This window comes from Acinetobacter pullicarnis (assembly GCF_006352475.1).
GTDB lineage: Bacteria > Pseudomonadota > Gammaproteobacteria > Pseudomonadales > Moraxellaceae > Acinetobacter > Acinetobacter pullicarnis.
The window spans coordinates 27,129-41,851 of record NZ_VCMZ01000003.1; the positions used below are offsets into that span (position 1 = coordinate 27,129).

At 43.8% G+C, this 14,723-nt stretch carries 16 protein-coding genes and 1 pseudogene; 12 read left to right on the top strand and 5 right to left on the bottom strand.

Features of this window, described 5'->3' with window-relative positions:
• Positions 1-237 precede the first annotated feature (237 nt).
• Both istA (FD716_RS18135) and istB (FD716_RS18140) read left to right on the top strand, forming a co-directional pair.
• The gene (gene istA, locus FD716_RS18135; protein WP_139853747.1) at positions 238-1,257 is read left to right on the top strand and encodes an IS21-like element ISAba8 family transposase; all 1,020 of its coding nucleotides are present in this window, start codon (positions 238-240) and stop codon (positions 1,255-1,257) included.
• The gene (istB, locus tag FD716_RS18140; protein ID WP_104851834.1) at positions 1,257-2,030 is read left to right on the top strand and encodes an IS21-like element ISAba8 family helper ATPase IstB; all 774 of its coding nucleotides are present in this window, start codon (positions 1,257-1,259) and stop codon (positions 2,028-2,030) included. Before istA (FD716_RS18135) ends, istB (FD716_RS18140) begins: the two co-directional genes overlap by 1 nt.
• A 76-nt stretch (positions 2,031-2,106) precedes the next feature.
• Here the strand turns inward: istB (FD716_RS18140) and FD716_RS18145 are convergent, their stop codons facing one another.
• The 3 genes from FD716_RS18145 to FD716_RS18155 all read right to left on the bottom strand — a co-directional run bounded on the left by FD716_RS18145 (position 2,107) and on the right by FD716_RS18155 (position 4,898).
• Positions 2,107-3,411: a Y-family DNA polymerase gene (locus tag FD716_RS18145; protein WP_039048360.1), complete on the bottom strand. Its 1,305-nt coding sequence runs from the start codon at positions 3,409-3,411 to the stop codon at positions 2,107-2,109.
• Between the two features lie 15 nt (positions 3,412-3,426).
• Positions 3,427-4,005, bottom strand: coding sequence for a LexA family protein (locus tag FD716_RS18150; protein ID WP_039048359.1), 579 nt, complete (start codon positions 4,003-4,005; stop codon positions 3,427-3,429).
• A gap of 173 nt (positions 4,006-4,178) precedes the next feature.
• Entirely contained in the window at positions 4,179-4,898 is a 720-nt protein-coding gene (locus tag FD716_RS18155; protein ID WP_139853742.1) for an IS6-like element IS1008 family transposase, read from the bottom strand.
• A 57-nt stretch (positions 4,899-4,955) separates the two neighbouring features.
• Between FD716_RS18155 and istA (FD716_RS18160) the strand changes: the two are divergent.
• Positions 4,956-6,476 (top strand): annotated as a pseudogene (gene istA, locus FD716_RS18160) (IS21 family transposase).
• Positions 6,473-7,237: an IS21-like element helper ATPase IstB gene (gene istB, locus FD716_RS18165; protein WP_016167552.1), complete on the top strand. Its 765-nt coding sequence runs from the start codon at positions 6,473-6,475 to the stop codon at positions 7,235-7,237. Before istA (FD716_RS18160) ends, istB (FD716_RS18165) begins: the two are co-directional and overlap by 4 nt.
• 523 nt (positions 7,238-7,760) lie before the next feature.
• On the opposite strand, the gene FD716_RS18175 is transcribed toward istB (FD716_RS18165), so the two are convergent.
• Positions 7,761-8,501 carry a hypothetical protein gene (locus FD716_RS18175; RefSeq protein WP_120385370.1) on the bottom strand — a complete coding sequence of 247 codons (741 nt, stop codon included), beginning with the start codon at positions 8,499-8,501 and terminating at the stop codon, positions 7,761-7,763.
• 2 nt (positions 8,502-8,503) lie between these two features.
• Positions 8,504-9,439, bottom strand: a complete 936-nt coding sequence (locus FD716_RS18180) for an AraC family transcriptional regulator (RefSeq protein ID WP_039048342.1) — start codon at positions 9,437-9,439, stop codon at positions 8,504-8,506.
• A gap of 165 nt (positions 9,440-9,604) precedes the next feature.
• Here FD716_RS18180 and FD716_RS18185 point away from each other — a divergent pair.
• The 8 genes from FD716_RS18185 to FD716_RS18220 all read left to right on the top strand — a co-directional run bounded on the left by FD716_RS18185 (position 9,605) and on the right by FD716_RS18220 (position 14,674).
• Positions 9,605-10,749 (top strand): IS3 family transposase gene (locus FD716_RS18185; RefSeq protein ID WP_139853748.1). Its coding sequence is split into 2 segments (ribosomal slippage): positions 9,605-9,869 and positions 9,869-10,749, totalling 1,146 coding nucleotides; the frame shifts between segments, so codons are not numbered across the junction.
• A 98-nt stretch (positions 10,750-10,847) separates the two neighbouring features.
• Positions 10,848-11,336: a peptide-methionine (S)-S-oxide reductase MsrA gene (gene msrA / locus FD716_RS18190; protein ID WP_000762837.1), complete on the top strand. Its 489-nt coding sequence runs from the start codon at positions 10,848-10,850 to the stop codon at positions 11,334-11,336.
• 3 nt (positions 11,337-11,339) lie between these two features.
• Positions 11,340-11,600 carry a glutaredoxin gene (locus tag FD716_RS18195; protein WP_001076938.1) on the top strand — a complete coding sequence of 87 codons (261 nt, stop codon included), beginning with the start codon at positions 11,340-11,342 and terminating at the stop codon, positions 11,598-11,600.
• A gap of 31 nt (positions 11,601-11,631) precedes the next feature.
• The gene (gene msrB / locus FD716_RS18200) at positions 11,632-12,072 is read left to right on the top strand and encodes a peptide-methionine (R)-S-oxide reductase MsrB (RefSeq protein WP_000483554.1); all 441 of its coding nucleotides are present in this window, start codon (positions 11,632-11,634) and stop codon (positions 12,070-12,072) included.
• Positions 12,073-12,126: 54 nt separating this feature from the next.
• Complete coding sequence (locus FD716_RS18205; RefSeq protein ID WP_000905740.1) at positions 12,127-12,372, top strand: glutaredoxin family protein; 246 nt, start codon at positions 12,127-12,129, stop codon at positions 12,370-12,372.
• Positions 12,373-12,422: 50 nt separating this feature from the next.
• Positions 12,423-12,731: an antibiotic biosynthesis monooxygenase family protein gene (locus FD716_RS18210; RefSeq protein WP_000582514.1), complete on the top strand. Its 309-nt coding sequence runs from the start codon at positions 12,423-12,425 to the stop codon at positions 12,729-12,731.
• Positions 12,728-14,002 carry an acetyl-CoA C-acetyltransferase gene (locus tag FD716_RS18215; protein WP_000857678.1) on the top strand — a complete coding sequence of 425 codons (1,275 nt, stop codon included), beginning with the start codon at positions 12,728-12,730 and terminating at the stop codon, positions 14,000-14,002. The genes FD716_RS18210 and FD716_RS18215 overlap by 4 nt, the downstream gene beginning before the upstream one ends.
• Positions 14,003-14,011: 9 nt before the next feature.
• A complete protein-coding gene (locus FD716_RS18220) occupies positions 14,012-14,674 on the top strand; it encodes a peptide-methionine (S)-S-oxide reductase MsrA (RefSeq protein WP_001281573.1) in 663 nt (220 codons plus the stop codon).
• Positions 14,675-14,723: the final 49 nt, after the last annotated feature.

Sequence of the window (14,723 nt, forward strand, 5' to 3'; positions counted from 1 at the left end):
GCAGATAGTGTCTATGAAAACACTCATGTTTATGGGCATTTTTTTTGTAGATAATCTTCGATTAGTTTAGTAGTAAATTACAACTATTTTGAAATCAATAAACAACTATTGTGAAACCAAAACGAAATCAATTTATAGGTAAGACATTTTGTTAGCGGCAGTGTAAAAATGACCCCCTAATGGCATTTAAAAACTGACCCCCTTGGTTAATATAGCGGTCATTTTGGACTGCTCAACATGTTAACTTTGGAGCAAGCAGTGACAATCCAAATACTTCATCAACAAGGTAAATCTATTAAAGCCATTAGTCGTGAACTGGGGGTGTCCAGAAATACCGTACGTAAATATTTACGGCAAAACACCACACCTCAGTATCAGCGTATACAGCCTAGAATAAGTATCCTTGACCCATATAAACCCTATTTACTCCAACGTGTAAACGCAGCTCATCCTGAATGGATTCCTGCTGTTGTGCTCTACCAGGAAATTTTAAGGTTGGGATATCCAGGAAAGATCAGGATCTTGAGGGAATATCTTGCAACATTAAAACCAGTTGCTAAACCGGAACCGATCATTCGTTTTGAAACCCAACCTGGCCAACAAATGCAGGTAGATTTCACGACAATTCGACGCAACAACACGACTTTAAAAGCCTTTGTCGCAACATTAGGGTATTCCAGAGCGACTTTCGTGAAATTTTATGATCATGAACGTACCGATGCATGGATCGATGGTCTAGAAAATGCATTTCAGTTCTTTGCAGGAGTACCTCAGGAAATCCTGTTTGATAACGCTAAAACGATCATGATTGAACGGGATGCCTATCAGGAGGGGCAGCATAAATGGAACCCCAAACTGCTCGATTGCGCCAAGAAATACAGCTTTCGTCCTCGCGTATGTAAGCCCTACCGTGCACAGACCAAAGGCAAAGTTGAACGCTTTAATGGATACCTCAAATCAAGCTTTATTGTGCCATTGAAAGCAAGCCTGAAGACTTCGGGTTTACTGTTAGATGTTGATGTCGCCAATGCCCACATTGGCCGGTGGCTGCATGAAACCGCCAATCAGCGGATTCATGCCACCACGCAAGAAAAACCGGCTGTTCGACTGCAACAGGAGCAGCAAAAATTTACGCCATTACCGCAATCAGATACGGGTTCTGGCACTGTACCTGTTGCAGCAGCACAGCATGTCATGCCCTACGAGAGTTTGCAGCATCCCTTATCGGTATATGACCAGTTGCTGGGAGTTTCCTGATGAATCTGCAATACGACCGTATAGAGCAACTTTGCCAAAAGCTCAATCTGCCTGCCATCGCATCACAATGGTCACATCATGCACAACAAACATTAGGTCAGGATGGAAGTTATGCCGACTTTGTTGAAGCTATCTTGACGCATGAATATGCTGCCAGGCAACAGCGCAGTCAGCAGGTACTGATGAAACTCTCAGGCCTGCCTCAAGTCAAAACCCTGGAAGACTATGATTTTAATTATGCCCTAGGGGCCCCTAAATCACAGGTGATTGAACTGTTCAATCTGAGCTTTATTGCTAGAGCAGAAAATGTGGTGTTTCTGGGGGCTAGCGGAGTAGGAAAAACGCACTTATCTATGGCATTAGGCTATAAGGCCATCATGAACAACATTAAGATCAAGTTCATTACCGCAGCGGATTTAATGCTGCAACTGAGTACAGCCTATCAGCAAGGTAAATTGAAAACCTATATGCAGCGTGCGGTACTGGGACCAAAGTTACTGATTATCGATGAAATTGGTTATTTACCGTTTGGACGTGAAGAAGCGAATCTGTTCTTTAACGTGATTGCCAAGCGTTATGAAAAAGGCAGTACGATATTGACGAGTAACTTACCCTTTAGCCAATGGTCTAAGTCATTTGCGGATGATGTTACGTTGACCGCTGCGATGTTAGATCGGTTGCTGCATCACTGTCATGTGGTACAAATATCGGGTGAGAGTTATCGTTTGAAGGATAAAAAAAGAATTGGGATTCAGCCCCAGGTTGAAATTTAATACGAGATCAAAGGGGTCAATTTTACTTTGCCATTTGTAAGGTGAAAGGGGTCAATTTTAGAATGCCGTTGACAATTTACTTCACACAAAGCAGTTGATCCCACTTAAAGTAGTTCTGTGTTAGCCGATCTCGTGACATATTCCATGTTCTGTTCGGCATTAAACTCGCGCCCAAGGCAATCTTGGTTTTGCCATACTTAAGATGAATCGCTTCGAGGGAATCCATCAAGGCATTGCTGACTTCGATGTGTTTCATATCAGTGAACATGTCATACACATGGTTTTCCTTTGGTTCGAGACACGTCAGAATCACGCCGCATTTCTTGAATGCTATATCCTTTGCATACAGGCCATCAATCATCGTTGTAGCGAGTTTAGAGAGCACCAATAAGTTGTCGGTAGGTTCTGGTAAAGCTAAAGATAAAGACTTGTTGTAGAAGGGCTTTGAGCTATCAAATGGGTTTGATTGAACGAAACCAATCAGACAACCACACAACAAATTATCATCTCTCAGTCTGCTAACAGCATCCATGACATACAGCGACATGGCTTCCTTGAGATCATCTATGTGATAGATCCTCTGCCCAAAGGAGCGACTAGCAATGATTTGCTTCTTTGCAGGTGGCGTATGTTCCAGTTCAATACAAGCAATTCCCTGCAATTCCAATAAAGTTCTGTGCATCACTACAGAAAATTGGTCCCTGATCATCAGAGGGGAAGCCAAGACAAAATCCATAACTGAATGAATCCCCAAGCTGTTGAGCTTCTTGGAATGCTTTCGGCCTACGCCCCAGATTTCACCAACATCTATGGCTTGATGCAGAGTTTCAGCAGAGCATGGATCCATTGAAACCAAGTTGCAAACACCATTGAAGTAAGCGTTCTTCTTGGCAATATGGTTCGCTAGTTTCGCTTCAGTCTTTGAGCGTCCAATGCCAATACATACAGGTAAACCAAGCCAAGAAAACACACGCTGACGAATCTGATGGGCATATTCAGTCAAGTCGTAATTCCCTGAATGAGCTGTCAGATCCAGAAAGCACTCATCAATTGAGTAAATCTCCTGCTCTTTGGGAGATACAAAATCAGAGAGCACCTTCATGAATCTGCGAGACATCTCTGCATACAGTGCATAATTGCTCGATAGCACCTGCACCTGATGCTGCTCTACGATGTCCTTGATCTGAAAGAGAGGAACACCCATCTTAATGCCCAAGTCCTTGGCTTCCTGAGATCGAGCTACAGCACAGCCATCATTGTTGGATAGCACAATGACTGGCTTATTGTTCAAACTTGGGTTAAAGATACGTTCACAACTGACATAGCAGTTGTTGATGTCTACTAAAGCATAGATCTTCTGGTGAGATGCTTGCATGAGCATGAAACCAATAAAGTATTAACGCTTTCTGAATGGCTTGATGACAAAAGTCACTACACCCCAAATCACCATTTCCTGCCCATCCTTTAGATGAATGTCAGAATACTCAGGGTTCTCTGCTTTAAGCCAATGGTTATGATCACCTTCAATCATGAGACGTTTCACGGTGAACTCATCGTCGATCAGTGCAATCACGATGTCTTCATGTTTGGCTTCAATGCTCCGGTCTACAATTAGTTCATCATCAATCTCAATACCTGCATCTCTCATGGAAAGTGAAGCTACTTTCACAACGAAGGTTGCAGCTTCATTTTTAATGAGGTGCTCATTCATGTCCAAAGTTTTGTCGACATAGTCCTGGGCAGGAGAAGGGAAACCAGCAGCAACCTTTTCTGAAGCCAAAGGAATATGCATAAATGTTGTAGGATCTACAAGCGTGATGGATGTCACATCATTGAAGCTTTGCTTCTCTGCCTCGTTGAGGTAATTCCTGATCTCTATGATTTTGGATACAGGTACTCTTACCGTTTTTGTAGGCTCATTATATTTGAGCTTTCTACCGGAACCATCTCGGCTTCCGCCACGACTATTGCTCATGACTCATCTACTTTTTGATTTTGTGACGTAATCAAATATATGACTGAATGTATTACAGATTCAAGACTATTTCGATAAGTGGTGAGACGTTAATGACAGCTTTTTTAATATATCTATTTCTGGCACTGTTGCAAATAGAGATTTGAGTCGATGATGTTCCCTTTAAAAAGTGCTTAGAGACCGAAAACCCTGTTGATTAGACACACTTCACCCTGAGGCTGACCATAATAAAATGACGATGCTTGTCCTTTACGTAGTGCACGCATGACTTCAATACCTTTAATTGTGGCATAAGCAGTCTTCATAGATTTGAATCCTAATGTGGCCCTGATGATTCGCTTTAACTTACCATGATCACATTCAATGACATTATTTTTATACTTAATCTGCCTGTGCTCAATATCTACTGGACATTTTCCTTCTCGCTTTAATCGTGATAAAGCATGGCCATAGGTCGCTGCTTTATCTGTATTGATGACCCGTGGAATTTGCCATTTTTTCACCGTATTGAAGATCTTTCCTAGAAAACTATAGGCTGATTTACTGTTCCGTCTAGCGGAAAGGTAAAAGTCAATCGTATGACCCTGTTGATCAACTGCACGATACAGGTAAGTCCATCGCCCCTTCACTTTGATATAAGTCTCATCCATATGCCATGAATGTAAATCTGTAGGATTACGCCAATACCAGCGTAACCGTTTTTCCATTTCTGGAGCATAACGCTGAACCCAACGATAAATTGTACTGTGATCCACATTTATGCCTCGTTCAGCGAGCATTTCTTGAAGTTCACGATAGCTGATGCCATATTTACAATACCAACGAACAGCCCAAAGAATGATTTCACCTTGAAAGTGTGTTCGGCGACAATTAGGATGACCGGTTGACGACAATTATCTTGGCCGGTTGGGTGTCACAATAGGTACCTTGTTTTCTGTTCGGAGTTCAAGGTGCCTGGACAACATATCACCCACCGACAAGAGGAGCTGTATATGCAGCATCGCCAACAAGGCATGACTCAAGAAATCGCTGCTGCGAAGTCTGCCATTTCCCCCCGCACTGCCCGACGTATTGAGCAGTCCAACACCTTACCCCGCGCTAAAGCTGATAGAGATTGGCGCACCCGCTAAGATCCACTGGAAGCCGTATGGGAAACCGATCTAGTTGTTCTTTTAAACGCTAAACCAGAGCTTACGCCTATTACTTTGCTGGAGCATTTGCAGGCGCTCTATCCAAACCAATATGACCAGCGAATTCTGAGAACATTGCAGCGTCGGGTTAAGAAATGGAAAGCACTACATGGCCCGGAGAAAGATGTCATCTTCCGCCAGCAAGCTCAACCCGGTTTACAGGGCTTCTCTGATTTTACTCATCCTGATAGCCCGATCACCATTAAGCAGCAACCCTTTGCTCATTTGCTGTATCAGTTCCGCCTCGCTTATAGCGGCTGGCGTTCCATCACTGTGGTTCAGGGTGGTGAGAGCTATTCTGCCTTATCTACCGGTTTACAGCGTGCGCTGACGCAGGCTGGTGGCTGTCCGGTGGAGCATCGCACCGATAGCCTCAGTGCCGCCAGGAACAATACGCAAAATGTCTGGACAGATGCCTATCAGGACTTGTGCGAGCATTACAACATGACGCCAACGCGCAATAACCTGGGGCAATCGCATGAGAACGGCGTAGTGGAGTGCGCTAATGGCTCATTTAAACGCCGTCTGGCGCAGCACCTGCTACTTCGCGGCCACAGTGACTTTGACAGTATCGAAGCCTACCAGGCCTTTATTGATCAAATCGTCGGCAAGCTAAACCAGCGCTCACGCAGCCGCTTTTTAGAAGAACAGCAAACCCTGCAAGCCTTACCGGAATATGATGCTGTTGATTACACCTTGCTGAGCATTAAAGTCACCCGTAGTGCCACCATTGAAGTGCGCCGGGTGGTGTACAGCGTGCCATCACGACTGATTGGCGAACGCCTGCAAGTACGGCTGTATCATAACAAACTGGTGCTCTATGTGGGCCAGCAAGTGGCGCTGACCTTGCCACGAATTTACCCGGCCCTCGGCCAAAGCCGTGCACGTTGTATCAACTACCGGCATATTATCCGCTCACTGGCCGCTAAACCGCAGGCGTTTCGTTACTCGCAACTGCGGGATGATATCTTACCTGACGACAATTACCGGCAGTTGTGGCAGTTAGTGGATGATGCGTTACCAGCACAGGATGCCTGTAAATGGATAGTCACGGTGTTATGGCTGGCGAGCGAATACGATAGCGAACAAGAGCTGGGAGAGACCTTGTTGCAAGAGGCCAGAGCCGGTCTGTTTGAAAGTGCCAAAACCATTCAGGAGCGCTTTTACACCCCGCAAAGCGCACCAGACATTAAGACAAAGCAACATAACCTGCAAAGTTATGATGCACTGCTAACGTCATTAAAGGCACAGGCGAAACACGATGTGGAGGTGCCATTTTGACTTCCTCCGTTGCATTACTGCTCAAAGAATTAAGGCTGCCGGCGTTCGTCAGGCACTATGAAAAACTCTGGCAAACCGCGGTAGAAAAAGGCTGGTCGCACAGTGACTACCTTGCGGCATTATGCGAATACGAGCTCGCAGAGCGCTTTACACGGCGCACACAAAGCTGGGTACGCGAAGGGAGGCTGGCACCGGGAAAAACCTTAAGCACTCTGGATAACAGCGTGCTCAGCCGGACAAATCAAGCGCTCATCGCCAAGTTGCACCAAGACCTGTCCTGGGCACATCACGCCGATAATATCCTGCTGATTGGCCCCAGTGGCACCGGCAAAACACACATAGCCAATGCATTGGGTTACCGGCTGATTGAGCAAGGCATACGCTGCAAACTGTTTCCAGCCATTGGCTTGGTACAACAGTTACAACAAGCCAAGCGCGAACTGGATCTGATGAGCGAGATGAGCAAGCTGGATAAGTATCAGGTGATCATCATTGATGACATTGGTTATGTGAAAAAAACCGATGCAGAAACCCAGGTACTGTTTGAATTTATCGCGCATCGATATGAAAGCGGTAGCCTGATCATCACAGCCAATCACCCGTTTAGTGCATGGGATCAGATCTTCCCAGACAGCATGATGACGGTAGCGGCCATAGATCGGCTGATCCACCACGCGACAATTATAGAATTAGAAGGAGAAAGCTATCGAAAACAACATCAGTTAAAACAAGCTGGAAGTAGGAAAAATGAGAAAACCTAACCGGCCATCATAATTGACGCGAACCGGCCAAGATAGTTGACGCCGAACAATGATTGACGATCTAACGCTCCAGAACCAAATCAGGGATCTGGCTTTAGCGAGTCGGAGCGAACCGACCGATGGTTGGCGTACCGAAGAGCTTGACCCTAAGTTGTGGAACGGTTGGCGTAAAATGATTCAGGGGGACCGGCTAGAAATCGCTGAATACGATCTGACGGCTAAGGTTAGCCAAGGGGACTCTCCTAGTGACAAGCCCGGAGTGGTTGAAGGTCTAAAACAAAGAATAAGGGCTTACAACTTTAGTAAACAAAGGACGTCATCAATAGCAGTGATATAAAAAGTTATCTTTGCCGCCCCGATAAGGCTTTACGGGGCGACTAAGTCTCACCCAACCGACAATTCCGATAGTTTCAGAATAAGCTTTGAGTTTTCTAAGATTGGAATTACTACACCACAGCACGTACTCGAGATACTACAAATAGCTTTTTGGTAGGACCGATACCGAATAAATATCCATAATACATCAGGAGAAACTTTTTTTAATTTTCTGTAACCGGTCATAAATCAGTGGCGGATAATTTGCATGATATTCACCACACTCTGGGCAATGCTCTTGTTTTAGGTACGCTTGATTGTCGAGATCTTGATAAGGAAAAACGCTGAAGAGAAGTTCGTGCTGCATAAGCGTTTTATAAAAACTCTTATGATAAGGTGCAATCTCGCTGTCTTTGATTTTGTCGAAATATAGGTCAACGCTGTTCAAAATGCTCATAATTTCTTTAACCCCGTCGAACCTTAAAATGTCGTCATCTTTGTGAATATCAACATCTAAGCTCTCTAGATCCTCAATGAAACATTTAATCGCACGTCGAGAATACAGAAGGATCATTTGCGTCTTGCCATCAACGGTCTTTTCTTGATCGTAACTAAAATTTTTGATGTTTCTTTCGACGAACATATAAAGTTCGTGAAGTTGATCTAACTCGTGCCTTAGTTGCTCCTTCGTGTTTTCTTTTTCGATTTGCTGATGAAGGATTCTATTCGCATCAATCTGGGCTTTCAGCGCTAAAAACAGAACTACTGAACCTAGTATCTGTACGAATGGGTTCGAAATACCTCCAAAAGCATCTCCTATTTCGCCATAATCCTTCAAGTAGTGAAGAGGAAGAAGAGGTAAGAATAAAGGGAGAAGAAGACAGAATACACTGCCGACGACGATGACCCAGAAAGCTATTTTGGTAACAGGAGAGTTATAGATATTCATTTTTACACCTTTTCAGAATTTTCTTTTCTGTACGCGCTAGGAGTTTTGCCAATTTTTTTCTTAAACAACTTTTGAAAGTGTTCATGTGCCGGATACCCAATGGCTTCACTCACTTCGGGAACAGACTTACCGGATTCTTTAAGCAGCTGCTTTGCTTTTTCAAGCCGACAATAGGTTAAATAATCAAGAGGTGTCATGCCTGACAGCTCCTTAAATTTGACGCTGTAGTTCGTACGCGACATCCCCGCAATCCCGGCGAGATCGTCAAGACCCCATTTTTTATCGAGACTATGATGAATAGCTTCCAAGGTTTTGCTGAGTTGCGGATTTTCGATCAGTTTGAAGAATCCAGCATTTTTATTGGATTTGTACATGTGGATTCTTAACGCTTGCACGAAGATAATTTCGGTCAGCTTTCTGACTAACGTGTTGCTTCCAGGAAGCCCTGATTTTGCTTCCTGCTCTATAATACTTAAAAGCATGGCAAGCCAAGGCGAGTGGGAGTTATCAGCACTCTTGATATGCACGACATTTGGCAGCGAATTTAAGAATGGATGATCGGGTCCGCCATTAAAACAAAAATGTCCGCAAACGACGTTGGCTTTGAGCTTGCTCTGATCACCGTATTCCAAAACTTGAGCTTCGGTGAGGTTGGCTTTAGCTCTAAATTCGGCCGCAGGCTCGGCCTTGATTTTTGGTGCACTGGCCATGGTGTGCTCCATCCCTTTGAAAAAGATCAAAATATCGCCCTGCTCCGCCAATGCTTTAAGTTTAAGTTTTGGCACCTCATACCAAAACTCGCCATGAGTCACGATGTGAAATCTCGCTAGATTCTCTTCCTGCGGGAGGCTGATGCCCCAGTCTCCCGCAAATGAGGTTCTATACCAGTAGCTGCTAGTAAGCTCTACCTTATCTAAAATTTCACTGAGAACATCCATATATAGCTCCTACGTAAACTGTCCAATAGGTCATGTTATACGAACTATTGAACATATTATATCTATTTTACATGCTGTAAAGTCAGTCTAGAGATGGATCCGGAAATTTGAACAACTCCTATAAGTGATATTCTGCTCCTCAAATGATGTTATAAACATCAATATATGGAGTATTTTATGGCACGTAGACCAAGAAGAAATCATTCAAACGACTTTAAAGCTAAGGTAGCACTTGCTGCGATCAAAGCAGAAAAAACACTTGCTGAATTGAGTTCTGAGTTTGATGTTCATCAAAACCAAATTATTGACTGGAAAAATCAATTGATCTCAGCTTCCTCGCAAGCTTTCGATCAATCAAAAGCTCCATCAGAACCCCCCATTGATCTTAAAAAGTTACATGCAAAAATCGGTGAGCAGGCATTAGAAATTGATTTTTTAGAAGGTGTGTTGAAGAAACTGGGCCGCTTCAACCACAAAAGTTAATCGATCACTCACTTCAGATTTCAGTATCTAAACAGGCTAAGTTACTGAAAGTCTCTCGTGGTTGTTATTATTATCGCCCAAAACCTGTTAGCTCATCAGATCTGAAACTGATGCGATGTATTGATGAATTACATATGCAATATCCTTTTGCAGGCAGTCGTATGATGCGTGATTTGTTGAATCGTCAAGGGCATCATATAGGACGACGTCATACACGTACTTTAATGAAGAAAATGGGTATTCAGGCGTTATATTGCAAACCAAATTTAAGCCAGGCTAATCAAGCTCACCGTAAATATCCATATCTGCTCAAAGGGTTGGCTATTCTGCGCAGTAATCAAGTGTGGTGTACGGATATAACGTATATCCCTATGGCAAAAGGCTTTGTTTATTTATGTGCTGTGATTGATTGGCATAGCCGCAAGGTACTTGCGCATAGGGTATCGATTAGTATGGATGTGGATTTTTGTATTTCGGCTTTAAATGAAGCAATTGAAAAATATGGATCACCTGAAATATTTAATACAGACCAAGGCAGTCAGTTCACCAGTGATGCATTTATTGATGTATTGAAATCAAATGGCATTCAAATCAGTATGGATGGTAAAGGTCGATGGATTGATAATGTGATGGTTGAAAGATTATGGCGGAGCGTTAAATATGAAGAGGTGTATCTCAAAGCTTATAGCAGTGTCACAGATGCGAAAAAGCAATTGAGTGCATATTTTGAGTTTTATAATCTGAAACGACCTCATTCGAGTCTAGACAAATTGACACCAAATGAGTTTTACTATGATCAGCTACCCCAACAAAACAAGGTGGCTTAACTAGAGCGGAATATCACTTATAAATACGCTTTTAGTTGTTCAAACAAGTGGGACCACCTCTGTCTAATCAGTAAGTGGATGAAAACTAAGGAGGCTTTATGAAACTAGATTATGTGATCGTTGCCGGAGGGTGTTTTTGGGGTCTCGAAGACCTCCTTAGGAGTCTGGACGGTGTGACGTCAACGAAGGTGGGCTACTCTGGCGGAGATTTTGATGATCCTACCTACGCCGATATTATAACAGGGAAAACGGGGCACGCCGAAGCGGTTCGCGTGGAATACGACCAAGACGAAATATCTCTCGAAGAGATTCTACATTACTTTTTCAAAATCCATGATCCGACTACGAAGAATCGCCAAGGAAATGATGTTGGCACTTCGTATCGCTCGGCAGCGTTCTATCGTGACGATGCACAGAAAGCGATTATCGAAAACGTGATTGATGAGGTCAATGAGATCGGTCGCTTCGAGAATCCCGTGGTCACGACGGTAGCCTTGGAAAAAGAGTTTTATGACGCTGAGGAGTATCACCAAAACTATTTGAAGAAGAATCCCCACGGGTACACGTGCCATTTTGAGAGAGATTAAACCATGAATCAAACGAAAGAGGAAAAAATGAAAGAACTTAAGAACGTTGTCATCTACACAAAAGACCATTGTCCGTTTAGTAAACGCGTGAAGGAGTACTTAACTTCTGAAAAAGTTGATTTTAAACAAATTCGCGTGGATGACGATCCCAAGACTTATGATGAGTTGAAGAAAAAAACCAACCTTCAAACTGTTCCGCAAGTTTTTGTGGATGGAAAATTCATTGGTAGCGCGACTGACTTCTTCGCGTGGATTGATAGCTAAAGAACAAACCCAAAAATAAAGGAGCAAATTTATGTTCAACTGGGAAAGCATTAACAACTATCTCGATAACGGCACTCCCGCTCCTCCTAGAAAAGTAGAAAAGAGCGAGGAAGAGTGGAAAAAAATTCTGACGCCCGCTCAATTTAATGTCATGCGGAAGAAAGGCACCGAGCGCCCTCACACTGGGGAACTCTGTTCATTTTATGAGGCAGGACGGTATGCCTGCGCGGGCTGCGACACTGAACTGTTTGATTCGAACGTTAAGTTTGATTCGGGAACAGGTTGGCCGAGTTTTTCTGAGCCCGTCGCCGACAACGTAATTCAATATGAACTGGACACGACTTACGGACGAAGAATCGAAGTGCTATGCAATGTGTGCGAAGCCCACTTAGGGCACGTTTTTCCAGATGGTCCTGAGCCCTCTGGGGCTCGATTCTGCATCAACTCGGAGTCATTGAAGTTTGTAGAATAATTTTTAAATCGAGGGGGTTTATGAAAGTGAACCTTTTGAAAAAAGGAGCCGTTCGTGTTGATTAAGCTGTTCGGTCATAAAGACTGCCATAAAACCAAGATTTACCAGTCGTACTTGAAAGAAAAAGGAATCGAGTTTGATTTTTTAGATGTTCACGAAGACGACGCGGCAGCTGATGAACTGCGATCCCTTTATACTACTGGAAAGTTAAATTTCCCGACAATACTGGTTGGGACAAAGAAGCTGAGAAACCCCAAGTTCAAGGATCTCGACAAGTGGTTGGAAGCTTCGATGAAATAACGAGATCTTTTTTTTGAGGATTGTAATTAGCTTAGTAAGGAGTCAGATCAATGATTATAGCAGTTGTCCGCAGTCGTGTTGCCAAGGAGCACGGTGGGGAGTTTGAAAGAAGATACGCCGAGATGTCCGCGCTTGTCGAAGCCATTCCTGGTTACGGAAGCCATGAGCGGTTTTCTTCTCCTAACGGTGAAGATGTTCTAATTGTCGAGTTCCTTACCAGAGAAGCTTTCGATGCTTGGGATAAGCATCCCGAACACAAAAAAGCCAAGATGCTTGGCAAAGACTACATTTTTGAATCGTACGACGTGAAGGTCGGAGAAGTTTTTGAACGGCACACAAAGCCGGAGGTGAAATTATGAAAACGAGAAACGTTTATATCGTAGGTGGAGCTCGGATTCCATTTATGAAATCTATGACCGCATATCGAGACGTCTCAAGTGAAGAACTAATGACGGCGAGCCTAAAGAGTTTAGTTGATAGATATAACTTGGAAGGAAAAACTGTGGGCGATGTAGCCTTAGGAGCTGTCATGCACAGCTCGGCTAACTGGAATTTGGCTCGTGAAGTCGTTCAATCCTCCGGTTTGCATCCAAACACTCCGGCATATAACGTGCAACGTGCTTGCGGAACGAGCTTGGAAAATACGATTCAGATTGCTCACAAAATTTCTAGCCACCAAATTGAAAGTGGCATTGCGGGCGGTGTTGATAGCAACAGCGATTTGCCCATTATGGTTAGTCGAACTTTCGCAAGAAAATTGATTGCGTTGAATTCTGCCAGAACGCTTGGTGAGAAAGTAAAAATCATTTTAGGAATTAAACCTAGCGATCTAAAGCCAGTGTTGCCCGCAGTGGTTGAGCCACGCACCGGAAAATCAATGGGTGAGCATTGCGAACTCATGGTTAAAGAGTGGAATATTTCTCGCCAAGAGCAAGATGAGTTAGCGCTGGCAAGTCACAGAAATGCAGCTCAAGCATATAAAGATGGGTTTTATGATGATCTCGTCTTTCCATTCCAAGGAAATAAGACCGATGGAATTTTGCGTGCTGATACAACTTTGGAAAAATTGTCGAAGTTAAAACCTGTTTTTGATAAATCAGAAAAAGGGACTTTGACGGCGGGAAATTCAAGCTCGCTCACAGATGGCTCATCCACCGTTCTTTTAGCATCAGAAGAAGAGGCAAAAAAGAATAATTGGCCCCTGTTGGCTAAGATTGTGGATTCTCATACTTCCGCCGTGGATTATGTCGCTGGCGAAGGTTTGCTTATGGCCCCAACTGTGGCGGTCAGTGAATTATTGAAGCGAAACGGCTTAAAGCTTCAGGATTTTGATTTTTACGAAATTCACGAGGCGTTCGCTGGACAAGTGCTCTGCACGATGAAGGCGTGGGAGTCTGCTGAATACTGCAAAACACGTTTGGGACGATCAGAGCCTCTCGGAAAAATTGACCGCTCGAAGCTAAATGTCCGTGGAAGTAGCATTGCCCTTGGGCATCCGTTTGCGGCTACTGGCGCTAAGATCGTCGGAGTTTTAGCAAAGATACTGCACTCAGCTGGTCCTGGAAAACGTGGCCTTATCGTCGTTTGCACGGCGGGAGGAATGGGAGTGGCTACAATTCTTGAAAGTTAGGAGAAAAATATGTCGGATCTAAAAATGAATAAAGAAGACGGTGTTGAAAGCTATGAATTTGCAACCCCTGAAGCAATCGAAGAAGCATTGAAAATCGGGAAGCTTAGTCAAACGGTTTTCGGCATGGGTTGCTTTTGGGGACCGGATTCTAATTTTGGAGGGACGCAGGGAGTAGTGCAAACACGTGTTGGCTACGCTGGAGCATCAACTCTGGATCCGAGTTACCGCAACATCAACGGACACGCCGAAGTCGTCAGAGTGATCTACGATAAAGACCAAATCAGCTACAGGGAACTTCTTGGAAGTTTTGAATCATGGTCTGTTCATGGTAGAAAGCAGGGCCAGTATCGCCAGATACTTTTTGTTTTTGATCTGGAGCAAAAACAAGTAGCTGAAGAACTGATTCAAGCGATTGGAAAGGAGAAATCTCCCGAGGTGATTGAGGCCGGAGAACAAAATGGTTATTTTTGGCCCGCCGAAGATTACCATCAAAAGCATCGTCTTCGCAGAAACAAACAGCTTGTAAGTCTTGCAGAAGTAGATTTCGGTCCTCGCTGGGATGAACATCTGTATTTTACTAAATTAAATAGTACCGATAGAAAAGGCTTCAGTCTCTCAAGCTGGCTAAAAAAGTTGTCTCCGGAAATGCAGAAAGCTTACCGAATCGGTTAATCTGAAATTGCAGCTGGCTAAAGAACTCTATTTTCTATATGTAAAGAAT